This is a genomic window from Arthrobacter yangruifuii (genome assembly GCF_009192775.1).
GTDB lineage: Bacteria > Actinomycetota > Actinomycetes > Actinomycetales > Micrococcaceae > Arthrobacter_B > Arthrobacter_B yangruifuii.
Window position 1 is genome coordinate 105,969 of record NZ_VTFX01000004.1, and the last position, 25,359, is coordinate 131,327.

The 25,359-nt window shown below is 65.8% G+C and carries 21 protein-coding genes; 11 read left to right on the plus strand and 10 right to left on the minus strand.

The features are described from left to right. Window positions 1-17: 17 nt before the first annotated feature. The gene (locus tag GD627_RS08445) at window positions 18-797 is read right to left on the minus strand and encodes a trans-aconitate 2-methyltransferase (protein ID WP_152272136.1); all 780 of its coding nucleotides are present in this window, start codon (window positions 795-797) and stop codon (window positions 18-20) included. A gap of 68 nt (window positions 798-865) precedes the next feature. Here GD627_RS08445 and GD627_RS08450 point away from each other — a divergent pair, with 68 nt between their 5' ends. Genes GD627_RS08450 through GD627_RS08460 form a run of 3 tightly spaced genes read left to right on the plus strand, consistent with a single transcriptional unit; the run spans window position 866 to window position 5,224 of the window. Further along, complete coding sequence (locus GD627_RS08450; protein WP_152272137.1) at window positions 866-3,406, plus strand: DEAD/DEAH box helicase; 2,541 nt, start codon at window positions 866-868, stop codon at window positions 3,404-3,406. Window positions 3,407-3,416: 10 nt separating this feature from the next. Next, window positions 3,417-3,908, plus strand: coding sequence for a GNAT family N-acetyltransferase (locus tag GD627_RS08455; protein ID WP_152272138.1), 492 nt, complete (start codon window positions 3,417-3,419; stop codon window positions 3,906-3,908). A gap of 50 nt (window positions 3,909-3,958) precedes the next feature. After that, entirely contained in the window at window positions 3,959-5,224 is a 1,266-nt protein-coding gene (locus GD627_RS08460; protein WP_152272500.1) for an alpha/beta fold hydrolase, read from the plus strand. A gap of 121 nt (window positions 5,225-5,345) precedes the next feature. Here the strand turns inward: GD627_RS08460 and GD627_RS08465 are convergent, their stop codons facing one another. The 5 genes from GD627_RS08465 to coaE all read right to left on the minus strand — a co-directional run bounded on the left by GD627_RS08465 (window position 5,346) and on the right by coaE (window position 10,122). After that, entirely contained in the window at window positions 5,346-5,531 is a 186-nt protein-coding gene (locus tag GD627_RS08465; RefSeq protein WP_146362032.1) for a hypothetical protein, read from the minus strand. Then, complete coding sequence (locus GD627_RS08470) at window positions 5,494-5,964, minus strand: hypothetical protein (protein ID WP_152272139.1); 471 nt, start codon at window positions 5,962-5,964, stop codon at window positions 5,494-5,496. Before GD627_RS08470 ends, GD627_RS08465 begins: the two co-directional genes overlap by 38 nt. A gap of 139 nt (window positions 5,965-6,103) precedes the next feature. After that, on the minus strand, window positions 6,104-7,225 hold the full coding sequence (locus GD627_RS08475; RefSeq protein ID WP_146362034.1) for an NDMA-dependent alcohol dehydrogenase: 1,122 nt from the start codon (window positions 7,223-7,225) through the stop codon (window positions 6,104-6,106). Between the two features lie 116 nt (window positions 7,226-7,341). Continuing rightward, window positions 7,342-9,420: an excinuclease ABC subunit UvrB gene (uvrB, locus tag GD627_RS08480; protein WP_146362035.1), complete on the minus strand. Its 2,079-nt coding sequence runs from the start codon at window positions 9,418-9,420 to the stop codon at window positions 7,342-7,344. 81 nt (window positions 9,421-9,501) lie between these two features. Next, window positions 9,502-10,122: a dephospho-CoA kinase gene (gene coaE / locus GD627_RS08485; protein ID WP_152272140.1), complete on the minus strand. Its 621-nt coding sequence runs from the start codon at window positions 10,120-10,122 to the stop codon at window positions 9,502-9,504. A 74-nt stretch (window positions 10,123-10,196) separates the two neighbouring features. On the opposite strand from coaE, the gene GD627_RS08490 reads away from it, so the two are divergent. The 7 genes from GD627_RS08490 (at window position 10,197) to GD627_RS08520 (ending at window position 18,174) form a co-directional block, all read left to right on the plus strand. Next, window positions 10,197-10,874: an IMPACT family protein gene (locus tag GD627_RS08490; RefSeq protein ID WP_146362037.1), complete on the plus strand. Its 678-nt coding sequence runs from the start codon at window positions 10,197-10,199 to the stop codon at window positions 10,872-10,874. After that, window positions 10,867-12,036: a class I SAM-dependent methyltransferase gene (locus GD627_RS08495; protein WP_152272141.1), complete on the plus strand. Its 1,170-nt coding sequence runs from the start codon at window positions 10,867-10,869 to the stop codon at window positions 12,034-12,036. The genes GD627_RS08490 and GD627_RS08495 overlap by 8 nt, the downstream gene beginning before the upstream one ends. A 311-nt stretch (window positions 12,037-12,347) precedes the next feature. Further along, the gene (locus tag GD627_RS08500) at window positions 12,348-13,661 is read left to right on the plus strand and encodes an ABC transporter substrate-binding protein (RefSeq protein WP_152272142.1); all 1,314 of its coding nucleotides are present in this window, start codon (window positions 12,348-12,350) and stop codon (window positions 13,659-13,661) included. A 61-nt stretch (window positions 13,662-13,722) separates the two neighbouring features. Beyond that, the gene (locus GD627_RS08505; protein WP_152272143.1) at window positions 13,723-14,724 is read left to right on the plus strand and encodes a carbohydrate ABC transporter permease; all 1,002 of its coding nucleotides are present in this window, start codon (window positions 13,723-13,725) and stop codon (window positions 14,722-14,724) included. Window positions 14,725-14,729: 5 nt separating this feature from the next. After that, window positions 14,730-15,629 (plus strand): carbohydrate ABC transporter permease, encoded by a 900-nt coding sequence (locus GD627_RS08510; protein ID WP_152272501.1) that lies wholly within the window; start codon window positions 14,730-14,732, stop codon window positions 15,627-15,629. Next, window positions 15,629-17,086, plus strand: coding sequence for a GH1 family beta-glucosidase (locus tag GD627_RS08515; RefSeq protein WP_152272144.1), 1,458 nt, complete (start codon window positions 15,629-15,631; stop codon window positions 17,084-17,086). The genes GD627_RS08510 and GD627_RS08515 overlap by 1 nt, the downstream gene beginning before the upstream one ends. Before the next feature lie 71 nt (window positions 17,087-17,157). Beyond that, complete coding sequence (locus GD627_RS08520; protein WP_152272145.1) at window positions 17,158-18,174, plus strand: LacI family DNA-binding transcriptional regulator; 1,017 nt, start codon at window positions 17,158-17,160, stop codon at window positions 18,172-18,174. Window positions 18,175-18,275: 101 nt separating this feature from the next. Here GD627_RS08520 and rpsA read toward each other — a convergent pair whose 3' ends face one another. From rpsA to polA, 3 genes are all read right to left on the minus strand, one after another. Further along, complete coding sequence (gene rpsA / locus GD627_RS08525) at window positions 18,276-19,748, minus strand: 30S ribosomal protein S1 (RefSeq protein ID WP_146362043.1); 1,473 nt, start codon at window positions 19,746-19,748, stop codon at window positions 18,276-18,278. 279 nt (window positions 19,749-20,027) lie between these two features. Further along, window positions 20,028-21,359 (minus strand): GNAT family N-acetyltransferase, encoded by a 1,332-nt coding sequence (locus GD627_RS08530; protein ID WP_152272146.1) that lies wholly within the window; start codon window positions 21,357-21,359, stop codon window positions 20,028-20,030. A gap of 34 nt (window positions 21,360-21,393) precedes the next feature. After that, a complete protein-coding gene (polA, locus tag GD627_RS08535) occupies window positions 21,394-24,216 on the minus strand; it encodes a DNA polymerase I (protein ID WP_152272147.1) in 2,823 nt (940 codons plus the stop codon). Here polA and GD627_RS08540 point away from each other — a divergent pair. Further along, entirely contained in the window at window positions 24,215-24,703 is a 489-nt protein-coding gene (locus tag GD627_RS08540) for a PaaI family thioesterase (RefSeq protein WP_152272148.1), read from the plus strand. The two genes, polA and GD627_RS08540, sit on opposite strands and share 2 nt — an antisense overlap. Here GD627_RS08540 and GD627_RS08545 read toward each other — a convergent pair. Then, window positions 24,700-25,239, minus strand: coding sequence for a dihydrofolate reductase family protein (locus GD627_RS08545; RefSeq protein ID WP_146362047.1), 540 nt, complete (start codon window positions 25,237-25,239; stop codon window positions 24,700-24,702). The two genes, GD627_RS08540 and GD627_RS08545, sit on opposite strands and share 4 nt — an antisense overlap. Between the last annotated feature and the right edge of the window lie 120 nt (window positions 25,240-25,359).

Here is a 25,359-nt window from a genome sequence, read left to right on the forward strand (position 1 = left end):
CCGCCCGGGGCCTGACCCTAACCCTGCTTCCGGCCCACCATGAACAGCCGGCGGAACGGAAAGACGGTTCCCCAGTCGTGCTGCGGGTAGGCCGTCCGCAGCAGGGCCGCGTATTCGGCCTCGAAGACGGCGAAGTCCTCGGCGGACAGGGCATCGATGACCGGACGCAAAGCGGTGCCGCGCACCCACTCCAGGACCGGATCAGCGCCGGGCAGGACCTGCGCGTAGCTGGTCTCCCAGACATCCGCGTCGAATCCGGCCTCGGAGAAGAGTGCCAGGTAGTCCACGGGCTCGTCCACGGCGTCGGCCTGGCGCAGCACGCCCGCCAGCTTCGGGGCCCAGGCGGCGCTCGCCGCCAGTTCCCGCATCAGCACATGGGAAGGTGCAGTGAAGTTGCCGGGGACCTGTACGGCCAGCCAGGCGCCGTCGTCGAGCTGCTTGGCCCAGCGGCGCAGGAGCTCCTGGTGACCCGGCACCCACTGAAGGGCCGCATTGGACACCACCACGTCCGTGCCGGCCTCCGGTTCCCAGTCCTCGATATTCCCGTGCACGAACTCCAGGTTCGACGGCGCGCCCTCCAGGGCCTGTGCCTGCGCGATCATGTCCTCCGAGGAATCCACCCCGGTCACCTGTGCCTGCGGCCAGCGGGCGGCGAGCGCCGCGGTCAGGACGCCCGTGCCGCAGCCCAGGTCGACCACCCTTCGGGGCGAGTCCGCGGCTATCCGGGCGGTGAGGTCGAAGAACGGACGGTCGCGGTGCGAGGAGAACTGTGTGTACTTTTCCGGATCCCATTTCATGCCGCCAAGCCTACTGACGGAACGGAAGGGAAAACGGGATCGGCGCGGCCCGATAGTCTGGTAAGGACATGAAACTTCTTGAGCAGCTGCCCTCCGGTCCCTCCGCCACCCGCACCATCGACCCCGATGAGACCTACACGTCTTTCCTCGAATGGGTCGAGAGCCGCGGAATGTCCCTGTACCCGGCACAGGACGAGGCCGTGATGGAACTGGTGACGGGCAACAACGTCATCCTGGCCACCCCCACCGGGTCCGGTAAGTCCATGGTGGCGATCGCGGCGCACTTCTACGCCATGGCCCAGGATGAGCGCAGCTATTACACCGCGCCTATCAAGGCCCTGGTGTCGGAGAAGTTCTTCGCGCTGTGTGAAATCTTCGGCGCGGAGAACGTCGGGATGGTCACCGGCGATTCCTCGGTGAACAAGGACGCCCCGATTATCTGCTGCACGGCGGAGATCCTGGCGAACATTGCCCTGCGCGAAGGGCCGGACGCGGATCTGGGCACCGTCATCATGGACGAGTTCCACTTCTACTCCGATCCGCAGCGCGGCTGGGCCTGGCAGGTGCCCCTGCTGGAGCTGCCGCAGGCCCAGTTCCTGCTGATGTCCGCCACCCTGGGCGACATGACCCGGATCGCCAATGAACTCAGCGAGCTCACCAACCGGGACACCGTCACGGTCTCCTCCGTGCAGCGGCCCATCCCCCTGCACTACTACTACGTGGAAACCCCGGTCCAGGAATCCCTCGAGGAACTGCTGGCCACCAAGCAGGTGCCGGTCTACGTGGTGCACTTCTCCCAGATTGAGGCCATTGACCGCGCCCAGGCGCTGATGAGCATCAACGTGTGCACCCGGGAGGAAAAGGACCGGATTGCCGAGCTGATTGCCGGCTTCCGCTTCGCCCCCGGGTTCGGCAAGACACTGAACCGGTTGGTCCGCCACGGCATCGGCGTGCACCATGCCGGCATGCTGCCCAAGTACCGCCGCCTGGTGGAGCAGCTGGCGCAGGCCGGGCTGCTGAAGGTCATCTGCGGCACCGACACCCTGGGCGTCGGCATCAACGTGCCCATCCGCACCGTGCTGATCACCGCCCTGTCCAAGTACGACGGCACCCGCACCCGCCCGCTGAAGGTCCGGGAATTCCACCAGATCGCGGGCCGCGCGGGCCGGGCCGGCTACGACACGGCCGGCACCGTCGTCGTGCAGGCGCCCGAACACGTGATTGAAAACGTCAAGGCCATGGCCAAGGCGCACGCGAAGTTCGGCGATGACCAGAAGAAGCTGCGCCAGGTGGTGAAGAAGAAACCGCAGGCCGGTTTTGTGTCCTGGGGCAAGCCCACCTTCGAGAAGCTCGTGGACGGCACCCCCGAGCCTCTGACCTCCAGCTTCAACATCACCCACTCCATGCTGCTGAACCTGCTGGAACGCCCCGGGGATCCGTTCACCGCGGCCAAGCGGCTGCTCACGCACAACCACGAGACCAGGGCGTCGCAGCTGGCGCTGATGAAGAAGGCCCTGAGCATCTACCGGGAGCTGAAGACCGCCGGCATTGTCGAGGTGCTGCCGGAGCCCGACGCCGACGGCCGTACCGTCCGCCTGAAGGTGCACCTGCAGCCGAACTTCGCCCTGAACCAGCCGCTGTCCCCGTTTGCCATGGCCTCCCTGGAGATCCTGGACCCGGACAGCCCCTCCTACGCCCTGGATGTGGTGTCCGTGATCGAGGCGATCATGGAAAAGCCGCGTCAGGTCCTCTCCGCCCAGGAGAAGAAGGCCCGGGGTGAGGCCATTGCGGCCATGAAGTCCCAGGGCATCGAATACGACGAGCGGATGGCCCTGCTGGAGGAAGTCACCTACCAGCAGCCGCTGGCCGAGCTGCTCGAGCAGTCCTTCGAGGTGTACCGCTCCGGCGCCCCCTGGCTGGGCGAGTTCGAACTCAGCCCCAAGTCGATTGTCCGGGACATGTACGAGCGCGCCATGAGCTTCGGTGAGTACGTGCAGTTCTACTCCCTGGCCCGTTCCGAGGGTGTGCTGCTGCGCTACCTCTCGGACACGTATAAGGCGCTGCTGCACACGGTTCCCCCGGAGCGGCTGCGCGAGGACCTGGAGGACATCATCGAGTGGCTGGGCGAACTGGTCCGCCAGACGGACTCCTCGCTGCTGGACGAATGGGAAGAGCTGACCAGCGGCGTCAACCCCGACGCGTCCACGGAGCCCGTGCTGCCGCCGGTGCCGGACCGGCTGACCGCCAACGTCCGGGCCTTCCGGGTCATGGTCCGCAACGAGATGTTCTCCCGGGTGAAGCTGTTCGCCGACGAGGACGACCGCGCCCTGGGCGAGCTCGACGGCGACGCCGGCTGGGACGCCGACCGGTGGGCAGACGTACTGGACGCCTACTTCGAAGAACACGAAGACATCGACGACGGACCGGACGGCCGCGGCCCCAACCTCCTGATCATCAAGGAACTTCCCGGCAAATGGGAGGTCCGGCAGATCTTCAAGGACCCCGCCAATCACCTGGATTGGGGCATCACCGCGGAGGTGGACCTCGCGGCGTCGGATGAGGCCGGCAGCCCCGTCATCAAGGTGATCTCCGCCGGACGGCTGGACTAGGCTGGGCAGCATGCAGATCCGTCCCGCACGCCGGGAAGACGTCCCCGTCATCCTCGAGCTGATCCATGACCTGGCCATCTACGAAAAAGAGCCCCATGCCGTCAAGAACACGGTGGAGGCGCTGGAAAAGAATCTCTTCGGCGAGCATCCCGCCGTCTTCGCCCACGTGGCGGAGGACCGTGGGCAGGTGCAGGGTTTCGCCCTGTGGTTCCTGAACTACTCCACCTGGGAGGGCGTGCACGGAATCTACCTGGAGGATCTCTACGTCCGGCCCGGGGCCCGGGGCCGGGGCATCGGGAAGGCGCTGCTGCGCACCCTGGCCGAAACCGCCGTCGACCGCGGCTACGCCAGGGTGGAGTGGTGCGTGCTGAACTGGAATGAACCCTCCATCGGCTTCTACCGGTCCCTGGGCGCCGTCGCGCAGGACGACTGGACCACCTTCCGGCTTACCGGGGACGCCCTCGCCTCCTTCGGCGCGTCCTCCCTGGAGGAAGCACGGTGACCGCGGCCACCGTTCCGCACACGGCGTCGCAGCCCTACCCGGTGCGCGGAATGACCGTCACCGACCACCGGTTCACGGTACCCCTGGACCACGCGGCGCCTGACGGGGAAACGATCACCGTTTTTGCCCGCGAATATTCCGACGCCGAGCTCCCCGCCGCTGAAGTGCAGGACCTTCCGTGGCTGCTCTATCTGCAGGGCGGCCCGGGTGGCAAGGGCAGCCGGCTGCTGCAGTTCGGCGGCTGGACGAAGGCCGCGGCGAAGCATTTCCGCATCCTGATGCTGGACCAGCGCGGTACCGGGCTCTCCACGCCTGCGGAGCGGTTGACCCTGCCGCTTCGCGGAGACGCCGCAGCACAGGCGGAGTACCTGACACATTTCCGGGCGGACTCCATTGTCGCGGACGCGGAGTTGATCCGGCAGGCGCTGGGCTCCGGACCGTGGACCACCTACGGGCAGAGCTACGGCGGTTTCTGCACCCTGACCTACCTTTCCTTCGCCCCCGGGGGTTTGAAGGAATGCCTGGTGACCGGCGGCCTGGCCCCGCTGACGGGTCCCGCGGACCGCGTCTACGAGGCCACGTTCCAGCGGGTCGCCGCCCGCAACGCCGAGTACTTCCGGCGTTATCCCCAGGACCGGGAGACCACTACGCGGATTGCCCGGCACCTCGCGGACGTGCCGGAGTACCTGCCCTCCGGTGAGCGACTGACCGTGCGCCGCTTCCAGATGGCCGGGTCCTTCCTGGGCGGCAACACCCGGGTGGACGGGCTGCATTACCTGCTGCAGGAGGCGTTTGTCCCCACCCCGGACGGGGAACGCCTTTCCGACACATTCCTTGAAACAGTCCACGGGCTGGTCAGCCGTGCAGCCAATCCGCTGTACGCAGTGATGCACGAGTCCATTTACGGCCAGGGCGAAGCCACCAACTGGGCGGCCGAGCGCGTGCTGGCATCCTTCCCCGAGTTCGAACCGACAGCACCCGAGCCGCTGTACACCGGCGAGATGGTCTACCCCTGGTACTTCGAGGAGGACCCGGCCCTGGTGCCGCTGAAGGACACCGCCGAGCTCCTGGCCCGGAAGCAGGACTGGGGGCCGCTGTATGACACCGGTCAGCTGGCACGGAACACCGTGCCGGTGGCGGCAGCGGTGTACACGGAGGACATCTACGTGGACCGGAACCTGTCTCTGGAAACGGCTGCCGCCGTGCAGGGGCTGCAGGTCTGGGAAAGTGCAGACTTCCACCACGACGGCATTGCCGACGACGGCGAAGCGATATTCAACCGGCTGCTGGGCATGATCCGCAGCGGCCACCGCTAGGCCAACCGGCAGGCGGCAGGCGGCAGGCGGCAGGAAAAAAGCAGGTCCCCGGCGGTTCGCCGGGGACCTGCTGTGTCGCTGGGGGGCTGTCGCTTTGGAATGCCGTGGGGATTCGAGACCGCTACAGCGGGCGGTCGGCCAGTTTCCGTACCCAGTCCGGGGTGGGCTTGCCGAGCTTGCGGTCGGTGGTGAGGCGGAGCCGTGCGGCCCGGATCTGCACCCGTTCGCGGTCGCGGTCCCGTTCCGGCTGATCGGCGGGGCGCGGGGCCTTACCTCCGTGTGCCAGCGGCAGTGCTGCTGTTGTCATCGTCGGCCTCCTCCGTTTCGGGTGCGCTCGTGATGGTTTCATTCTGGCTCATCTCGCCGTTCGAGTCCACTAGCGCCGTCAGCGGGCGCGCCCACGCAATGCTGATGATGGCTGCTTCCTCGGCACCGGCCAGATCGCTTTGGGCCAGCAGGTCCAAAACACCCAGGCCGGTCTCCTGCCGCCGGGGATCATCCGACAGGGAGGCCTCGATGGCCCACTGGGCACGGGCCCACCACTCCGAGCGCTGATCCGCCTTCCGGCGCTGCTCCAGGGTCTTCCAGCCCACGTAAAAGGTCAGGGCACCGGCCAGGAGCACCGCCAGCGGCCCGAGAGCGGCGAGGATTTCCCACCAGGGGGTATCCAGTACCGCCGCCGGCTCCGGCACAACCGGGCCGGGTGTCGCGGTGGCCGTAGCGGCGTGTAGCAAGGGCATCCACCCAGCCTACGGCCACCGCGGCAGGTCAACCGGTCGACATGCCCGGCCGGGCACCGGCGGTCTGCGGAGCGGCCCGCCGGTTTCCCCGCCGCACCGGTGCCGCGTCCCCGCATGTGCAGGGACGCGGCCGCCGTCGTCAGGACCTGTTGAACTCGATGATTCCGCGGATGTTGATGCCTTCGCGCATGTCGTCGTAGGCCTCGTTGATCTCATCGAGGGAATACCGTTTGGTGATCAGCTCGTCCAGCTTCAGCCGGCCCGCCTGGTAGAGGCGCAGCAGCATCGGCATGGCTTCGCGCGGGGAGGCCATGCCGTAGAGCGCACCCTGGATGCGCTTCTGGAACATGGCCAGCGTGAAGGCATTGATTCCCGGAATGCCGTCGTCGGTGTCCTTGCCGACGCCGGTGACCACCACGGTGCCGCCCTTGCGGATGGCTCCGTACGCCCGGCCGATGTCTGCACCTCCCACGACGCCGATGCAGATGATCGCCGAATCCGCGCCCTGCCCGTTGGTGATGGACTTGACGAAAGCATCCGCCTCATCGAAATCCGCGTAGACCTCGGTGGCACCGAACTGCGGTGCGAAGTCCTTCTTGGCGGGTGCCGGATCAACCACCACCACATGCGCGGCACCGGACAGTGCGGCACCTTGGACGGCGTTCATGCCGATGCCGCCGGCGCCGATCACCAGGACTACATCCCCGCTCCGGACCTGGGCTGCATTGGTGGCCGAACCGAACCCGGTGGCCACCCCGCAGGCGACGAGGCAGGCCACATCCAACGGCACCTCCGGATCGATTTTCACTACGGACATCTGGTCATACACCTGCCACTGGGCAAAGGTGCCCAGCGTGCTGGCCGTGCCGACATCGGTGCCGCCGGCGTGCATCCGAAAGCCACCCGAGGGCTGCGTTCCCTCGAGGATGATGGAGCCGGAGTCGCAGAGGTTCTGCATTCCCATGGCACACCACCGGCATTTCCCGCAGCCGGGAATAAAGGCGGTGACAATATGGTCGCCCTCGGCCAGATCATGCACCTCCGCCCCTACCCTGCGGACAATGCCGGCGCCTTCGTGGCCGCCGACCATCGGTGTTGTACCTACCTGGATATCGCCGGTGACAAAATGGTCATCGGAATGGCACAGGCCGGTGGCGACCATTTCCACCAGGACTTCGGTGGGTCCCGGTTCGTCCAGGTCAACTTCCTGAACGGTCCATTTTCCGGGTGCTTCCCAGATAACTGCTGCACGTGTTTTCATTGCTGCCCTCTCCACATCATTGTTGGAATTGGAGTCGCAGGCTACAACAAAGCAAGGGCCGCGCCAGCAGGTAATCCTGCCGGCCCGGCCCTTGCCTTTTCGCCGTTCTGCGGGGACTACGCGTGCCCGGCGGACTGCATCTGGCGCAGTTCCTTCTTGAGGTCCCCCACCTCGTCGCGGAGCCGTGCGGCAAGCTCGAACTGCAGCTCCGCGGCAGCGGCGTGCATCTGTTCGGTCATGGAGGCGATCAGTTCGGTCAGGTCCTCGGCGGGTGCAGCAGCGAGACCGTCCTTCCGGACACCCTTGCCCTTGCCCGTCTTCTTTTTCTTCGCGGCCTCTTCCAGGAGTGCCTTGGTGTCGGCGTCCTCGCGGGCCAGCTGGTCCGTGATGTCCGCGATCTTCTTACGCAGCGGCTGCGGATCCACGCCGTGCTTCTTGTTGTAGGCCACCTGGATCTCGCGGCGTCGGTTGGTTTCGTCAATGGCCTTCGCCATGGAATCGGTGATCCGGTCCGCGTACATGTGCACCTCGCCGGAGACGTTACGGGCTGCACGGCCGATCGTCTGGATCAGTGAGGTGGAGGAACGCAGGAAGCCTTCCTTATCAGCGTCGAGGATGGACACCAGCGACACCTCGGGCAGGTCAAGTCCCTCACGCAGCAGGTTAATGCCGACGAGCACGTCGAACGTACCCATCCGCAGTTCGCGGAGGAGCTCCACGCGCCGCAGCGTATCGACGTCGGAGTGCAGGTACTCCACCTTGATGCCGTGCTCAAGCAGGTACCCGGTGAGGTCCTCGGCCATCCGCTTGGTCAGGGTGGTGACCAATACGCGCTCATCCCGTTCCGTACGGGTGCGGATCTCCCCCAGCAGGTCATCGATCTGGCCCTTGCTCGGTTTGACCACAATCTGCGGATCCACCAGCCCCGTGGGGCGGATGATCTGCTCCACGAAGCCGTCCGCCTTGGACAGCTCGTACTTGCCCGGGGTGGCGGACATGTAGACGGTCTGCCCGATCCGTTCCAGGAACTCGTCCCATTTCAGCGGGCGGTTGTCCATGGCCGAGGGCAGCCGGAAGCCGTGGTCCACCAAGGTGCGCTTACGGGACATGTCGCCTTCATACATGGCGCCGATCTGCGGGATGGTGACGTGGGATTCGTCCACCACCAGCAGGAAGTCATCCGGGAAATAGTCCAGCAGGCAGTGCGGAGCGGTGCCGGGCCCGCGGCCGTCAATGTGCCGCGAATAGTTCTCGATGCCGTTGCAGAACCCCATCTGCTGCATCATTTCCAGGTCATACGTGGTGCGCATCCGCAGCCGCTGGGCTTCGACCAGCTTGTTCTGCGACTCCAGTTCCTTCAGCCGCACCTGCAGCTCATCCTCGATCTGCCGGATGGCCCGCTGCATGCGGTCCTCGCCGGCCACGTAGTGCGACGCCGGGAAGACGTACATTTCCTGCTCTTCGTGGATCACATCGCCGGTCAACGGATGCAGGGTGTAGATGTTCTCGATCTCGTCGCCGAAGAACTCGACGCGGATCGCGTTCTCCTCATACATCGGAATGATTTCCACGGTGTCGCCGCGCACGCGGAACGTGCCGCGGTGGAAGTCCATGTCGTTGCGGACGTACTGCATGGCCACGAACCGGCGCAGCAGGTCGTCACGGTTCATCTGCTGGCCCCGGCGGAGGGTCACCATGGCTTCGATGTACTCTTCCGGGGTGCCCAGGCCGTAGATGCAGGACACGGTGGCCACCACAATGACGTCGCGGCGGGTCAGCAGGGCGTTGGTGGCCGAGTGCCGGAGGCGTTCGACTTCCTCATTGATGGAGGAGTCCTTCTCAATGAAGGTATCCGTCTGCGGCACGTAGGCTTCGGGCTGGTAGTAGTCGTAATACGAGACGAAGTATTCCACCGCGTTGTTGGGCAGCAGTTCCCGGAACTCGTTGGCCAGCTGGGCGGCCAGGGTTTTGTTCTGCACCATCACCAGCGTGGGCCGCTGCACCTGCTCCACCAGCCAGGCCGCCGTCGCACTCTTACCGGTACCGGTGGCACCGAGGAGCACGACGTCCTTCTCGCCCGCGTTGATCCGCTCGGCAAGTTCCTTGATGGCGGTGGGCTGGTCACCGGCGGGTTTGTATTCACTGACGACCTCAAAAGGTGCCACGACTCTCTTGATGTCCTGCGCAAGACTCATGCCTTTAAAAGTACTCCGCGATGCGGACAGCCGCCGTCCGCTTTGCTAGCGGCTGAACGGACCATGCCGTGCAGCCGGCGCCTACGGTGCGCCCTGCCCCCGTGCGGCGTTCAGGGGCACCAGCCGGGTTTCCCACAGATCCCGCACGGCGGCCTCCAGCTCCGCGGGGCTGCCGGTATTGTGCAGCACGACGTCGGCGGCTTCGGCCCGCTGCGCGGCCGTGGCCTGGGCGGCGATCCGGGCGCGTGCGGCGTCGGGCTCCATGCCGCGGTCGCGGACCATCCGGTCCAGGCGCACTTCTTCGGGTGCTTCGACAACGAGGACGACGTCAAAATTCCCCGCCTGGCCGGTTTCCACCAGCAGCGGGATGTCCTGCACCAGGATTCCGTCGGCGGGCACTTCGGCTGCCAGCTCCGCGGCACGGGCACGCACCAGCGGATGGATGATTCCGTTGAGCACCTTCCTGCGGTCCTCATTTCCGAAGACCAGGGCGGCCAGCGCGGGACGGTCCAGGGAGCCGTCGGCGGCCAGGATGTCCGGGCCGAAGGCCTCGACGACGGCGGCCAGCCCCTGTGTGCCCGGCTCCACCACTTCACGGGCCAGGGCATCGGCGTCCACCAGCACGGCACCGCAGTCGACGAGGGTCCGGGCAACCAGGGATTTTCCGGCGGCGATCCCGCCGGTGAGTCCAACCTTGAGCATGCCCCCACCCTACCGCTGCCCGTCCGGCCGCCGCGGCAGGCACGGACGCCGGCACCGGCCATTAGACTGGAGAGGTGAGCGATATTGACGCGGCGGCGGGGCGCTACACCACCATCGCCGCGGAACACCGCTCCGAGCTCGAGATCAAGCGCTCCCGTTTCATCACCGTGCTGCGCCGTACCGAAACCGAGGACCAGGCCCGTGCCCTGGTGGCGGACCTCCGCCGGGAATTCCACGACGCCCGGCACCACTGCAGCGCCTTCGTCCTGGGTCCCGACCGCGGGGTCCAACGCTCCAGCGACGACGGCGAGCCCTCCGGCACCGCCGGCCTTCCGATGCTTGAGGCCATCACCAAGCGGGAAACGTTTCGCGGTGCCACCGACCTCAGCGACATTACCGCTGTGACCGTCCGCTACTTCGGCGGCATCCTCCTCGGTGCCGGCGGCCTGGTGCGCGCCTACTCCGAGTCCGTCTCCTCGGCCCTCGCCTCCGCTCCCCTGCTTCGCCGCCGCCGGATGCGGCTTTACGGCATTCCCGCCGGACACTCGGCGGCGGGGCGGCTGGAAAACGATCTCCGCACCGCAGGCGTGTCCGTGCTGGGAACGGAGTACTCAGCCGCCGGAGCCTTCATCAACGTGGCCCTGCCGGACACCCCGGACGCCCTGGACTCGTTCCAAGCCCGGCTTGCCGCCCTGACCGCCGGAGCCGCCGCGCCGGTCCCCCTTGGAACAGAATGGATTGACCTTGACTGACCCCGCACCGGGCCGGACCGATTTTGACTTTGCGCGGCTGCGCCGCCGGCCGGACGTGGAGGCCCCCAACCTCCAGGCCTGGGACGCGGCGGACCGCCTCCTGCTGGACACGGCAGCCGCGGACCTCGCGGCAGCGGCGGACCCGGAGCAGGCCGGCATCGTTGTCATCGGCGATGCCTACGGCGCCCTGACCCTGGGCGCTGCCTCCCGCCACGGGCTGAGCGGACTCCGCGTCCACCAGGATCCGCTGAGCGGTGAACAGGCACTGGAGGCGAACGCCGCGGAGCTTGGCCTGACGGACGTGTTCACCCACCATCCCCTTACACCGGCACTGGTGGAAGGTGCCCGTACGGTGCTGCTGCGGCTTCCCCGCTCGCTCGCCGCCCTGGAGGAGATTGCGTCCCTGATCGCGGCTTCCGCCGCGCCGGACGTCACCGTGTACGCAGGCGGACGCATCAAGCACATGACCACTGCCATGAACGACGTCCTCTCGCGCTACTTCGGCTCCGTCACGGCAGGACTGGGCCGGCAGAAATCGCGCGTGCTCACCGCAGCCTCCCCCCTGCCTGCGGAGCAGCGTCCCGCCGCTCGTTTTCCGCTTTCCCAGCGGTACGACGTCGGGCTGGCACAGCCGCTGGAGCTGTGGGCCTACGGCGCGGCCTTCGGCGGTGCCGCACTGGACCCCGGCACCCGGTTCCTGCTGCCGCATCTTGCCGGGGCGCGCGCTGCCGGACATGCCGTGGATCTGGGCTGCGGAACGGGAGCCATTGCCGCATATCTGGCGCTGACACGCCCGGACCTGCGGGTCCTGGCGACCGACCAGTCCGCCGCGGCTGCCGCCTCCGCCGAACGGACCCTGGCTGCCAACTCCGTGGCGGACCGCACCGTCGTCACCCGCGCCGACGCCCTGGCGCCTCTGCCCGACAAGTCCGAAGAACTGATTGTGCTGAACCCGCCCTTCCATATCGGCGCCGCGGTGTACGCCGGCATTGCCCTGAAGCTCTTCGCCGACGCCGGCCGTGTCCTCAAACCCGGCGGAGAGCTGTGGACCGTCTGGAACAGCCACCTGTTGTACAAGCCCGCCCTGACCCGACTGGTCGGGCCGACGCGCGAGGTGGCGCGGAACCCGAAGTTCACGGTCACCGTCAGCACCCGGCGCTAGTCCAGCGATTCCATCCAGCGCGCGTTAGCCGGGCCATAGGTTCCGCGGGCACCCGGAGGTCTTCCCCGTTTCCGGTGGGTGGGAAAAAGAGGAGAGAGCGCTCTCTTGACAGTGGCGTAAGTCACTCCTAGGCTGTCATCTGAGTCAAGAGAGCGCTCTCTCACCCCGGTATCACCCCGGCGGAGCGCCTGGACCTGTTAGGCAGTCAAACCAATATCCCGCCCCTGTCGGATCCCGCCCAGAGTATTAAAGGGCCCACGGTCCACTAGTTCCGGGACTTTACCGAAGTACCCACACACAAAGGAGTGACCGTGAAGAATTTCCGACATCCCGCGGCGGCTATTGCAGGTGCCGCCGTCGTGGCGCTGCTGGCCGTAGGCTGCGGCGGCGGCGACAATGAAGCTGCCAGCGAAGACAACCCCCTGGAGCTAAGCGTCACCACGTTCGGCACCTTCGGTTACGACGATCTGTACGCCGAATACGAAGAAGCCAACCCGGGCATCGACATCAAGCCCAACAACATTGACCGCGGTGCCAACGCGCAGACCGACCTGTTCACCAAACTCGCGGCCGGTTCGGGCGTCAGCGATGTTGTGGCCCTGGAGGAGGGCTGGCTCGGTGCCGTCATGGACGTCTCGGACCAGTTCGTAGACCTCAATGACTACGGTGCAGAGGACATCAAGGACAACTGGGTGGACTGGAAGTTCAAGCAGGGCACCGACAGCGAGGGCCGGGTCATCGGCTACGGCACCGATATTGGCCCGCAGGGTCTGTGCTACAACGGCAAGCTCTTCGAAGCAGCCGGAATGCCCAGCGACCGTGAGGCGGTTGCCGAGCTCTTCGGTGGAGACGACGCCACCTGGGACACCTACTTCGAGCTCGGCAACCAGTACAAGGAGAAGACCGGCAACGCCTGGTATGACCAGTCCGGGTTCGTCTGGAACTCCATGGTGAACCAGATGGATGAGGGTTACTACACCGCGGACGGTGACCTCAACATCGAAGGCAACACCGCCATGAAGGACCGGTTCATGCAGCTTGCTGCGGGCACCGAAGCGGGTCTTTCCGCCAACGAAACGAAGTGGGACTGGGGTACGGGCCGGGCATTCACTGACGGCTCCTTCGCCACCTTCGTCTGCCCGGGCTGGATGCTCGGCACCATTCAGGAACAGCTTGAATCGGCAGGCGGCGGCGCGGACTCGGGCTGGGACTTCGCCGATGTTTTCCCCGGCGGAGCATCCAACTGGGGCGGCGCCTTCCTGGCAGTCCCCGAAACGTCCGAGCACAAGGAAGAGGCAGCCAAACTGGCCGCCTGGCTCACCGCCCCGGAACAGCAGGTGAAGCAGTCTGCAGCCGCTAACAACTTCCCCAGCACCATTGAGGCGCAGGAGCAGTTGGCTGAAGAGGCCACTCCCAACCCGATGTTCAACAACGCTCCCACCGGCGCAATCCTGGCCTCACGGGCAGAAGGCGTTGTTGCCCAGTTCAAGGGCCCGGACGATTCAGTCATCCAGGAGAAGGTCTTCGGCGCGGCTCTGACCCAGCTTGATGCAGGCAAGACCGACGGAGAAGGTGCCTGGAATGAAGCAGTCCAACTCCTGAACGAGCTGGTCGTCAAGGACTAGCACTTATCGGAACGGGGCCCCCGGGAATCCGGGGGCCCCTGGATGGACTGTGAGAATCGACATGACCGTAACCACCAAGCGCCCCGCCGCAGCTGCAGCGCCGCCGCAAAAGATCAAACCCACCTTTAGGCAGCGGCTGAACGTCTGGGACGTCAAAGCCTCTCCCTACCTGTACATTTCCCCGTTCTTCCTGCTCTTCGCGCTGGTAGGCCTGTTTCCCCTGATTTACACGTTCTGGGTCTCGCTGCATGAGTGGCACCTCCTGAAAGGGCAGGGAGAGTTTGTCGGCCTGGGTAATTTCGCCGACGTCCTGGCAGACCGTTTCTTCTGGAACTCGCTGTTCAACACGATGAGCATTTTCCTGCTCTCCGCCATTCCGCAGCTGGCGGGCGCATTGGTGATCGCCGCCGTCCTGGACCAGAACATCCGGGCCAAGACCTTCTGGCGCATGAGCGTTCTGCTCCCGTATGTCGTCACGCCTGTCGCCGTCGCCCTGATTTTCACGAACATGTTCAATGAAGAGCACGGCCTCATCAACAGCTTCCTGGGCAACTTCGGTGTTGATCCGATCATGTGGCGCACGGAGACGTTCCCGAGCCACGTGGCGATTGCCAGCATGGTCAACTGGCGGTGGACGGGCTACAACGCGCTGATCCTGCTGGCAGCCATGCAGGCAGTCCCGCGGGACATTTACGAATCCGCCGCCCTCGACGGCGCGGGTGCCGTACGGCGCTTCTTCAGCATCACCCTGCCGAGCATCCGCCCCACCATGATCTTCGTCGTCATCACCTCCACCATCGGCGGCCTGCAGATCTTCACGGAACCGCGCCTGTTCGACCCGACGTTCGCAGGCGGCCCGCAGCGCCAGTTCCAGACCACCGTCCTCTACCTGTGGGAAATGGCTTTCCAACGGCAGGATTTCGGGGCTGCGTCTGCCATTGCCTGGCTCCTGTTCCTGATCATCGTTCTTTTCGGAGTCCTCAATCTGGCCCTGTCCAGGCGGATCGCGTCATCCGACGGCAGGCGGCAGCGCCGCCGGCCGGCAGCTGAAGGGAAGCACTAGTGAGTATCCTCGAACGTCACACCACGCCCGGCCAGGAGCTACCGGCGCCGCGCCGGCGCCCGGCCCTGCGGCACCGCCTCCTCGGTAACGGCCTTCGCCCCGGCTACCTCACCTACGGCCTGCTCCTCGCCTTCTTTATTGGTTCCGCCTACCCTCTCTGGTGGTCCGCGGTGGTGGGCAGCCGGTCCAATGAAGCACTCAGCCTCACCTGGCCGCCGCTGTTTCCCGGCGGCAACTTCTGGAAAAATGTTGCCGAAGTCATGGACACCATCCCCTTCTGGACGGCGCTGTGGAACAGCATCCTGATCTCGAGCATCATCACTGTCTCCGTGGTCATGTTTTCCACGCTTGCCGGCTACGCGTTCGCGAAACTCCGGTTCAAGGGAAACAACCTCCTGATGGTCGCGGTGGTGGCGACCATGGCAATTCCCACCCAGCTCGGCATCATTCCACTGTTCATGCTGATGCGGACCTTCGGCTGGACCGGTGAGATCGGTGCCGTCATTGTCCCCACCCTGGTCACGGCCTTCGGTGTGTTCTTTATGCGGCAGTACCTGGTGGACGTCATCCCCGACGAGCTGATCGAATCAGCCCGCATGGACGGCGCCAACATGATCAAGACCTTCTGGCATGTGGCACTGCCCGCAGCGAGACCTGCCATGGCCATCCTGAGCCTGTTTACCTTTATGTCCGCCTGGACGGACTTCCTCTGGCCGCTGCTGGTGCTGGACGCCGGCAACCCTACCCTCCAGACAGCACTCAGCCAGCTGCAATCCAACCGGTACACCGACTACTCGGTGGTCCTCACCGGAGCCGTGCTGGCAACCATTCCCCTCCTCATCCTTTTCGCTGCGGCGGGCAAACAACTTATATCCGGAATCATGCAGGGAGCAGTGAAGGGCTAATGACGAACAACACCACGGAGTGGAAGAACTTCCCGTCAGGCTTTATCTGGGGATCCGCCACGGCGGCAGCCCAGGTTGAAGGAGCTGCCCGGGAGGACGGGAAGGAAGACTCCGTCTGGGATGCGTTCGCCCGGACCCCCGGCAACGTGAGGAATCTGGATACTCCGGAAACCGCGGTGGACCACTATCACCGCATGCCGGCCGACGTGGCGCTGATGAAAGAACTGGGCCTGGATTCCTACCGGTTCTCCACCAGCTGGGCCAGGGTCCGGCCCGGAGACCGCGGCACCAACGCCAAAGGGCTGGACTTCTACTCCCGGCTGGTGGATGAACTGCTGGAAGCGGACATCCTGCCCTGGCTTACGCTCTACCACTGGGACCTGCCGCAGGCGCTCGAGGACAAGGGCGGATGGGCGAACCGGGACACCGCCTACCGCTTTGCGGAGTACGCGAATGATGTCTACTCGGCTTTGGGCGACCGGGTGCAGCACTGGACCACGTTCAACGAACCGTTCTGCTCCTCCCTGTTGGGGTACGGATCCGGCGTGCACGCACCCGGCCGGCAGGAACCCCGCGCCGCCGTTGCCGCGGTGCACCACCAGCACCTGGCACACGGCCTGGCTGTCAATGAACTTCGCAGCCGCGGTGCCCGGCAGCTGGGCATCACGCTGAACCTGAGCAACTCCATCCCCCTCGACGCCGCGGATCCCGCAGACCTGGAAGCGGCCCGGCTTTTTGACTCCCTGCAGAACCGCATCTTCCTGGACCCCATCCTTCGCGGTGCGTACCCGGAAGACACTCTGCAGGATCTCGAGTCTTTCGGATTGCGCGAGGTCATCCTGGACGGGGACCTGGAGATCATCGGAGCTCCCATCGATTTCCTGGGCGTGAACCACTACCACGATGACCAGATCAGCGGGCACCCGGATACAAGCGGTGCCGACGGCCACTCCGGAGGTTCGGGCCGGCCGGTGGCCTCGCCCTGGATCGGGGCCGAGCACATTACCTTCCCCACCCGGGGACTCCCCCGCACCGCCATGGGCTGGGAGGTCAATCCGGACGGGCTGCGCAGGCTCCTGGTCCGGCTCGGCGAGGAGTATCCGGCCCTGCCCCCGCTGTACGTCACCGAAAACGGCGCTGCCTATGATGACGCCGTGAGCACGGACGGATCGGTCCACGATCCGGAGCGCACCCGGTTCATCCTGGACCACATCGGCGCCGTCGGGCGCGCCATCGATGCCGGTGCCGACGTGCGCGGATACTTCGTCTGGTCGCTGCTGGATAACTTCGAGTGGTCCTGGGGATACAGCAAACGGTTCGGTATTGTGCGCGTGGATTACGAGACCATGGAACGTACCGTCAAGGACAGCGGCCATGCCTACAGCGCCCTGATCGCGGAATTCCGGGCCGGGGATACCCGCCGGGGCTCGCCCCTGGAAACAGCACCGGTGCCCTGAGTGGCCGGTAAAGTGGGTCCCGGCCCGCACTATCCGTCTCGAGGAACCGACTTCAGTACAGGAAGGCAGCAATGAGTGCTGAACCCGGGAGCAGGCCGGCCCCCACACTCGAAATGGTGGCGGCGCTGGCCGGAGTCTCGCGTGCCACCGTGTCCCGTGTAGTGAATGGGGCCCAGTCCGTTGCACCGCATCTGGCGGAGTCTGTCGAGGAGGCCGTCCGGACCCTGAACTATGTTCCCAACCGTGCGGCCCGGACCCTGGCCAGCAGGCGGACCCACACGGTGACCCTGCTGGTTCCGGAATCCACCTCCAAGGTGTTCGCCGACCCGTTCTTTGCCACCGTGGTGGAAGGAGTGACCCGGTACCTGAACACCACCGAATACATGCTCAACATCGTCACGTCCTCGGAGACCGATCCGGACAAGACGCGCCGCTATCTGATGGGCGGCAACGTCGACGGTGTGCTCGTGGTCTCCCACCACAGCGGGGACCATTCCTGGGCCAGCCTGACGAACTCGCTGCCGGTGGTCTTCGCCGGCCGGCCGCTGGTCAACGCCGACGAAAGCTACTTCGTGGAGGTGGACAACGAGGAAGGCGCCGTGGCTGCCACGGCCCGTCTGGTGGAGGGCGGGCGCCGCCATATCGGCACTATCGCCGGCCCGCAGGACATGCCGCCGGGGGTGGACCGGCTGGCAGGCTGGCGCGCCGCACTGGCTGCGGGCGGCCTGGATGATGCCCTGGTGGAAATCGGGGACTTCACCGTGACGTCCGGGGCTGCGGCCATGCGACGCCTGCTCGAGCGGGGCAAGCCGCTGGACGGCCTTTTCGTGGCTAATGACCAGATGGCAGCCGGGGCCTACTCCGTCATCAAGGAGAAGGGGCTGCGCATCCCGGAGGACATTGCCGTGGTGGGCTTTGACGATGATTACTTCGCCACCAGCGTGGTTCCGCTCCTGACCACCGTCCACCATCCCATCTCCGCCCTGGGGGAAAAGATGGCGGAGGTTCTTGTGGAACTCATTGAGGGCCGCCCCGCGGCACGGGTCTACCGTCTGCCCACCTCCCTGGTGGTGCGCGACTCCGCCTGAGCCGGGCAGGATACAAAAAAGGCGGGCCCCCACCTTCCGGTGGGGGCCCGCCTTTGTGCGGTTACCGGCTCCGGTGAACCGGAGTCAGCAGCCTGGGGGAATTAGTTTCCCGTGAGCTTCTCGCGCAGTGCAGCCAGGGCTTCGTCGGAAGCCAGCGTGCCGGCACCCGTCTCGGCAACGGCCGGCTCGGAGGAGTAGCTGGTGGTGCCGGAATCGTTGGATTCCGATGCAGCAGCGATGTCCTCGGAGTTGTGCTGGGCGACCTGCTTCTTGTGGGCTTCCCAACGGGCCTGGGCGTCAGCGTACTGCTGCTCCCAAGCGGCGCGCTGGGTCTCGTAGCCTTCGAGCCATTCGTTGGACTCGGGGTCGAAGCCCTCCGGGTACTTGTAGTTGCCGGCTTCGTCGTACTCTGCGGCCATGCCGTACAGAGCCGGATCGAATTCGGTGCCCTCGGGATCGACGCCCTCGTTGGCCTGCTTCAGGGACAGCGAGATGCGGCGGCGCTCAAGATCGATGTCGATGACCTTGACGAACAGTTCGTCCCCAACGGAGACAACCTGCTCGGCGAGCTCCACGTGGCGGACAGCCAGCTCGGAGATGTGGACCAGGCCTTCGATGCCGTCTTCGACGCGAACGAACGCGCCGAACGGAACCAGCTTGGTGACCTTACCCGGAACAACCTGGCCGAGGGCGTGGGTGCGGGCGAAGGTCTGCCACGGATCTTCCTGCGTAGCCTTCAGCGACAGGGAGACACGCTCGCGGTCGAGGTCAACTTCCAGAACCTCAACGGTGACTTCCTGGCCAACTTCAACGACCTCGGAGGGGTGGTCGATGTGCTTCCAGGACAGCTCGGAGACGTGCACGAGGCCGTCTACGCCGCCAAGGTCCACGAAGGCACCGAAGTTGACGATGGAGGAAACAACGCCCGGACGAACCTGGCCCTTTTCCAGCTTGTTGAGGAACGTGGAGCGAACCTCGGACTGGGTCTGCTCGAGCCAGGCACGGCGGGACAGCACAACGTTGTTGCGGTTCTTGTCCAGCTCGATGATCTTGGCTTCGATCTGCTGACCGATGTACGGAGCCAGGTCGCGGACACGACGCATCTCCACGAGGGATGCCGGCAGGAAGCCGCGCAGCCCGATGTCGAGGATAAGACCACCCTTGACAACCTCGATGACGGTACCGGTAACGACGCCGTCTTCTTCCTTGACCTTCTCGATGTCGCCCCAGGCACGCTCGTACTGAGCACGCTTCTTGGAGAGGATCAGACGGCCTTCTTTGTCTTCCTTGGTGAGCACCAGGGCTTCGACCTGATCGCCGACGGAGACAACGTCTCCGGGATCAACGTCGTGCTTGATGGAAAGCTCGCGGGAAGGAATGACACCCTCGGTCTTGTAACCGATGTCGAGCAGGACCTCGTCGCGGTCAACCTTGACAACGGTACCTTCGACGAGATCGCCGTCGTTGAAGTACTTGATCGTTGCGTCAATCGCGGCGAGGAAGTCCTCGGCAGTACCGATGTCGTTGATGGCGACCTGCGGGGTACCGGACTTCTCGTTGGTGGTGATGGTCATGTAGTTGGGACTCCGATGTGGAAGTTGTTTTGTATTCCGGACCGGCTTCCACTAAACCCGCGGCATGCCTAACGGCCGCCGCAAGCAGGTTACTTGCCCAAGTGCAGGCCCTAGGCACGAAAACGCCTCTGACACACAGCTTGTTTGTCCGGAGATGGACAGGATTGGTAATAACTCGCGCTATTACGCGCCCGATCAGTCTAGCCGGACGCGCCAACGCAGGTCAAAGGGAACCGGCGCGCCGCGGGCACAAAAACACGTGGCCGACTACTTGGGCGGCTAGAAATGCGTGCTGCAGTAGGGTGCGGGGCCGGCCGTGAACAGTTCGTCCAGGACAGCAAGGGCGTCCTCCCCTGCCTGCACTCCCCCGGCCGCGGCCAGGGTCCGAGCGCTCACGGCCCCGAGATACAGCGATCCGAGGGCGGCTGCAGTCAGCCGGACCCGCGGCCGCTGGGCATGTTCCCCGGGTCCGGCCGGCCGGGCCGTCCCGACGCCGCCGTGCACCTCCAGCAGGAAGGTTCCCGCCGCCAGTCCGAGCGGATCGTCGATTTCAAGCACCACCGTTCCGCCGCCGAAGTATCCGCGGGCAGCCAGGGCAGCCTGCGGGTCCAGGATCCGCAGCCACAATACGTCCTCCACGGAGGTGACCTTGTACCGCCTCCGGTCCGTCAGCATCCACGGCAGCGGATCCTCCACGGGAGCTTCGGTGAAGGTCAACCGGTCCACGAGATCGATGGACCCGAGGTACCGCCACAGCTCCCGGTAGGCCTCGTCGCTGGCTGCCACCAGATCGATGACCTTTATGGTGTGCGGCTCCTCCCGCCAGCCCAGCGACTTGTAGGCCGCATAACCGTCCGGGACGCCCTCGGCATCGAGGCGCAGAACACCGCGCACGGCCCGGTCCGGTTCGGTGTTTTCCCCGTTCCATTCCCCGGCAGCACGCATGGCGTACGCATGCTGCCGGCCCAGGGCGCCGAAGGTGCGCTCAAGGTGGAGGCGGAAGATTTCCGGCACGAGTGTCCGGAGCCTGTCCGGATCGGCAATCGCAACGGTGCCCCGCGCCGGCGCCGTGAATCCAAGTCCGCCGCGGGTTTCCAGCTCGACGCCGGCGGTGGACGTGGCGGCACCGAAGCCGAACCGCCCGTAAATGGTTGCCTCCGAGGCCGTGAGCGCTGCCAGCGCCAGGCCGGCCGCTTTGGCCCGGGCCAGGTCCCCGGTGATCATCTTCCGCAGGATGCCGCGGCGCCGGTGCGTGGGCCGGACGGTGACCGCGGTGACCAGATGCGTGGGCAGCAGCTGGGTCCCGCCCACGTTCAGCGTATTCACCATGGTGGCGTAGGTGGCCACCGGCACCGCCGGATCCCACGCGTACTCCGTTCCGCCGTCGTCGTAAACGGCGGTCAGGACGCGGCCGTCCCGCAGATAACCGTCCACCTGGGCCGGGAACCGTTCCTCGTTGCTGCGGTCCTCATGGAAGCCCAGGTTGACGGCGTCGAACCACCGAGCCGTCCGCTGGTCGGCCTTCGCCGGGTCCGCGGGGTCGTAGCCGGCCGGAAACGACTCGAAGCGCAATCCGTCCGTACCGCTGCCGGCGCTCTGCCCCGTACCCATGGTCCCCCCTGGTTGCTCTGCGGGATTCTCCCGCCTAGTGCCCTGCCTCGTGCCAGCTGATGCCCTGCCCCACGGAGACGTCCAGCGGAACAGACAGCTCCGCGGCCGAGCCCATCTGTGCCCGCACCAGCTTCTCCACTGCGTCCCGTTCACCGGGGGCGACTTCGAGCACCAGTTCATCATGGACCTGCAGCAGCATCCGGGATTTGAGGCCCTGTGCCTTCAGCTCTGCGTCCACCCCGAGCATGGCCTTCTTGATGATGTCCGCGGCGGATCCCTGGATGGGAGCGTTCAGTGCGGCGCGTTCGGCCATTTCCCGCAGCTGGCGGTTGTCGCTGGACAGATCCGGCAGGTAACGCCTGCGGCCTTCAATGGTGGAGGTGAAGCCGTCCTTGCGGGCCTGTTCGACGACGCCGCGCAGGTAGTCCCGCACGGCACCGAACCGCTCGAAGTAGTCACGGATCAGCGTGCGGGCTTCATCCACCGGGATGGCCAGCTGCTTGGACAGGCCGAAGGAGCTCAGGCCGTAGACCAGCCCGTAGGACATGGCCTTGACCTTCGAGCGCATGGCGCTGGTGACCTCTTCGGGGGCCACGTTGAACACATGCGAGCCCACGTAACGGTGCAGGTCCTCGCCGGCGCGGAAGGCGGAGATCAGGCCTTCGTCCCCGGAGAGGTGCGCCATGATGCGCATTTCAATCTGGGAATAGTCGGCCGTCAGGAGGGTCTCATACCCTTCGCCCACCACAAAGACCTCGCGGATGCGGCGGCCTTCCTCGGAACGGATGGGAATGTTCTGCAGGTTCGGGTTGACGGAGGAGAGCCGGCCGGTGGCCGCCACCGTCTGCGCGTAGGTGGTGTGGATGCGGCCGTCGTCGGCCACGGCTTTCCGGAGCCCCTCCACCGTGGAACGCAGTTTGGACGCGTCGCGGAAGGCAAGCAGCTGCTCCAGGAAGGGATGCCCGGTCTTGATAATCAGGTCCGTCAGCGCATCCGCGTCCGTGGAGTAGCCGGTCTTGATCTTTTTGGTCTTCGGCAGGCCGAGTTCGTCGAACAGGACGGCCTGCAGCTGCTTCGGGGACCCGAGGTTGATTTCCTTGCCGATGATGCGGAAGGCTTCCTCGCTGACGTGGGTGATGGTGGCACTGAAATCGTCCAGCAGCCGGTCCAGCTTTTCAGAGGACACGGCGATGCCGGCCAGTTCCATCTCGGCGAGGACTTCGGACAGCGGCAGTTCCAGGCCGCCGAGCAGTTGGTTGGCGCCGCGCTCCACCAGCTGGCCGGCGAAGTGCTCGCTCAGCCGCAGGGCGGCGAAGGCCTTGGACACGGCGGGCGTCGCGGCGTCTTCATCACCGAGGGACAGCTCCAGCTGGTTGCTGGCGGCGGCGGCCGGAACAATGTTCATCCGCAGGTGGTACTGGGCCAGGTCCGCCAGCTCGTAGCTGCGCCGGTCCGGCTGGATCAGGTAGCCGGAAATGGCGGTGTCATCGACTTCGCCGGCCAGGTGCAGCCCGCGGGCTGCCAGCGCCTTGTACGCCTCTTTGAAGTCATGCACGATTTTGGGCGCGTCCAGGTCCGCCAGCCAGGCCGCGAGGACCTGCTCGGCGTCGGCGTCCAGCTCGGTCAGGGGCAGGTAGTCGGCGGCGGAATCGGTGACGAGCGCCAGCCCGACGACGTCGCGCGTCGCGGCTGCTCCCTCGGTGACCAGCTGCACGGCTGTCCGGGCCTGGTTGGTGGCGCGGATCCAGGATTCAAGCTCCCCGGCGTCGGTGATGGTGCTGTGCGCCGGGGCGGCCACCTCGGCGTGGCCCGCATCCGCGCCTTCATCTTCGCCGTAAACATCGAAGAGCCGCTTGCGCAGGGCGTTGAACTGCAGCGCGTCAAAGAGTTCCTCGATGGCTTCCCGGTCCGGCCGCTGGGCGGCCATGGCGTCCAGGTCCACCGGCAGGTCCAGGTCCCGCAGCAGGCGGTTCAACCGCCGGTTCCGCTTCACATCCTCGATGTTGGCGCGAAGGGAATCCCCCACCTTGCCCTTGATGGCGTCCAGGTTTTCCAGGATTCCCTCGAGCCCGCCGTACAGCTTGATCCATTTGGCGGCGGTCTTGGGACCGACGCCGGGAACGCCGGGCAGGTTGTCGGCGCTTTCGCCCACCAGGGCGGCCAGGTCGGAATACTTGTCCGGCGGCACCAGGTATTTGGCCTCAACAGCTGCGGCATCCATGCGCGGCAGGTCGGAGACACCCTTTTTGGGATAGAACACGGTGACGTGGTCATCCACCAACTGGAAGGCATCCCGATCGCCCGAAACCACCATGACGTCCCAGTTGCGTGCCGAGGCCTTCTCCGCCAGCGTGGCCAGGATGTCATCGGCTTCGTAGCCGTCCATGGAGAGGGTGGGAATGCGCATGGCTTCCATGACCTTGATGATCAGGTCAATCTGGCCGTGGAATTCCTCGGGGGTCTTGTTCCGGCCGCCCTTGTATTCGGTGTATTCCTCCGAGCGGAAGGTGGGGGTGTCCAGGTCGAAGGCAACGGCAACATGAGTGGGCTTCTCCTCCTTGATCAGGTTGATCAGCATGGAGGTGAAACCGTAGACGGCATTGGTGTGCTGGCCGGTGTCGGTGGAGAAGTTCTCTGCGGGCAGGGCGTAAAAGGCACGGAACGCCATGGAATGTCCGTCAATTACCAAGAGCCGGTTGTGGCCTCCGGCGTTCACGGTGCCAAGGGACGCTGCGGAGGCACCGGCCGGCGGGGTGCCGGGGATTTCCGTGGCGGTAGTGCTGGTTTCCGTGTCGCTTGAAAGGGGGGTTGCGGCCAGTTTGGTAGATTCACTCACAAATGCAAGCCTAGTTGGCATGAGCGAGATTTTCACGCCGGGTACGGCCGGCCCCACAGCGGATACCAACCCCCACAAGCAGGAACTCATTGACGCCGGTGTCCCGGAGCAGATGCATGACTGGCTGTCCGCGCACGGCGTGGGTGCCCTGGTGGTGAAGATGGGCATCCGTTTCCTGGAGATGTCCGCGGAACGGCTGGTGGCCACCATGCCGGTGGAGGGCAACGAGCAGGTGGCGGGCATCCTGCACGGCGGCGCGCACCTGGTCCTCGCGGAGACCCTGGGCTCCTTTGGTGCCGGCATCCACGCCGGGCCCGGCCGGCACGCCGTCGGGATTGAAATCGGTGCGACCCATCACCGGTCCGCTTCCTCCGGACTGGTGACCGGTACGGCAACGGCCGTCCATCTGGGCAACACGCTCACCACGCATGAAGTGGTGATGACCGACGAGGACGGCCGCAGGCTGTCCACGGCACGCATCACGAACATGATCCGCGAGTCCCGCTAGGGCTGCCCGCCGTCCCCGAATCCGTAACAAAGCCGGAGACTTCCGTCGGCGGACGGCCCGGCGCTGAGCAGCACTGCCGGCCGAACCGCGGCGGAGGCCAGCAGCGGACGGCCCTGTCCCGCGAGGAACGGATGCACCACCAGGCGCAGTTCGTCGAGCAGCCCCTGCTGCAGGTACTGGCCGGCCAGGTCCGCGCCGCGCAGCCAGACGTCTCCGCCGTTGGCCGAGGCCGAGATGTCGGCGGCGAATTCCTCCACCGGCCCGCGGACAAACATCACGTCCGCGCCGGGGACGCCGGGGAATTCATGGTGCGTGTAGACCCAGACGGGTTTCGGCGGGCAGTCCCAGGCAACGGAACCGCCCTGTCCTGCCTGCTGCAGCCGCGCATAGGTGCCCGCCCCCATAACGACGGCGCCGGCAGTGGACGGCGATTCCCTCACCCCGAACCCGTCTCCGCCCCACCGGCCGGCCTCGTCAGCGTTCGTCGCCGCGAATCCATCCAGGGAAACTGCTCCGTAGTACACAGTGCGCGCCATCCCGCCATGCTAGCCACCGACCGGGCGGCCGGTCATGGCCTGTGCCACAAAACGCACCGCCGGCGGAATAGGTTCAGCCGGGTGCCGGTTACCGCCTCTGGAACAACACCGCTGCCGCGC

Excerpts from the sequence above, each read along its gene's own strand:
- GD627_RS08445 (WP_152272136.1), bottom strand. The coding sequence starts at position 797 with ATGAAATGGGATCCGGAAAAGTACACACAGTTCTCCTCGCACCGCGAC.
- GD627_RS08450 (WP_152272137.1), top strand. The coding sequence starts at position 866 with ATGAAACTTCTTGAGCAGCTGCCCTCCGGTCCCTCCGCCACCCGCACC.
- GD627_RS08455 (WP_152272138.1), top strand. The coding sequence starts at position 3,417 with ATGCAGATCCGTCCCGCACGCCGGGAAGACGTCCCCGTCATCCTCGAG.
- GD627_RS08460 (WP_152272500.1), top strand. The coding sequence starts at position 3,959 with ATGACCGTCACCGACCACCGGTTCACGGTACCCCTGGACCACGCGGCG.
- GD627_RS08465 (WP_146362032.1), bottom strand. The coding sequence starts at position 5,531 with ATGACAACAGCAGCACTGCCGCTGGCACACGGAGGTAAGGCCCCGCGC.
- GD627_RS08470 (WP_152272139.1), bottom strand. The coding sequence starts at position 5,964 with ATGCCCTTGCTACACGCCGCTACGGCCACCGCGACACCCGGCCCGGTT.
- GD627_RS08475 (WP_146362034.1), bottom strand. The coding sequence starts at position 7,225 with ATGAAAACACGTGCAGCAGTTATCTGGGAAGCACCCGGAAAATGGACC.
- uvrB (WP_146362035.1), bottom strand. The coding sequence starts at position 9,420 with ATGAGTCTTGCGCAGGACATCAAGAGAGTCGTGGCACCTTTTGAGGTC.
- coaE (WP_152272140.1), bottom strand. The coding sequence starts at position 10,122 with ATGCTCAAGGTTGGACTCACCGGCGGGATCGCCGCCGGAAAATCCCTG.
- GD627_RS08505 (WP_152272143.1), top strand. The coding sequence starts at position 13,723 with ATGACCGTAACCACCAAGCGCCCCGCCGCAGCTGCAGCGCCGCCGCAA.
- GD627_RS08515 (WP_152272144.1), top strand. The coding sequence starts at position 15,629 with ATGACGAACAACACCACGGAGTGGAAGAACTTCCCGTCAGGCTTTATC.
- GD627_RS08520 (WP_152272145.1), top strand. The coding sequence starts at position 17,158 with ATGAGTGCTGAACCCGGGAGCAGGCCGGCCCCCACACTCGAAATGGTG.
- rpsA (WP_146362043.1), bottom strand. The coding sequence starts at position 19,748 with ATGACCATCACCACCAACGAGAAGTCCGGTACCCCGCAGGTCGCCATC.
- GD627_RS08530 (WP_152272146.1), bottom strand. The coding sequence starts at position 21,359 with ATGGGTACGGGGCAGAGCGCCGGCAGCGGTACGGACGGATTGCGCTTC.
- GD627_RS08540 (WP_152272148.1), top strand. The coding sequence starts at position 24,215 with ATGAGCGAGATTTTCACGCCGGGTACGGCCGGCCCCACAGCGGATACC.
- polA (WP_152272147.1), bottom strand. The coding sequence starts at position 24,216 with ATGCCAACTAGGCTTGCATTTGTGAGTGAATCTACCAAACTGGCCGCA.
- GD627_RS08545 (WP_146362047.1), bottom strand. The coding sequence starts at position 25,239 with ATGGCGCGCACTGTGTACTACGGAGCAGTTTCCCTGGATGGATTCGCG.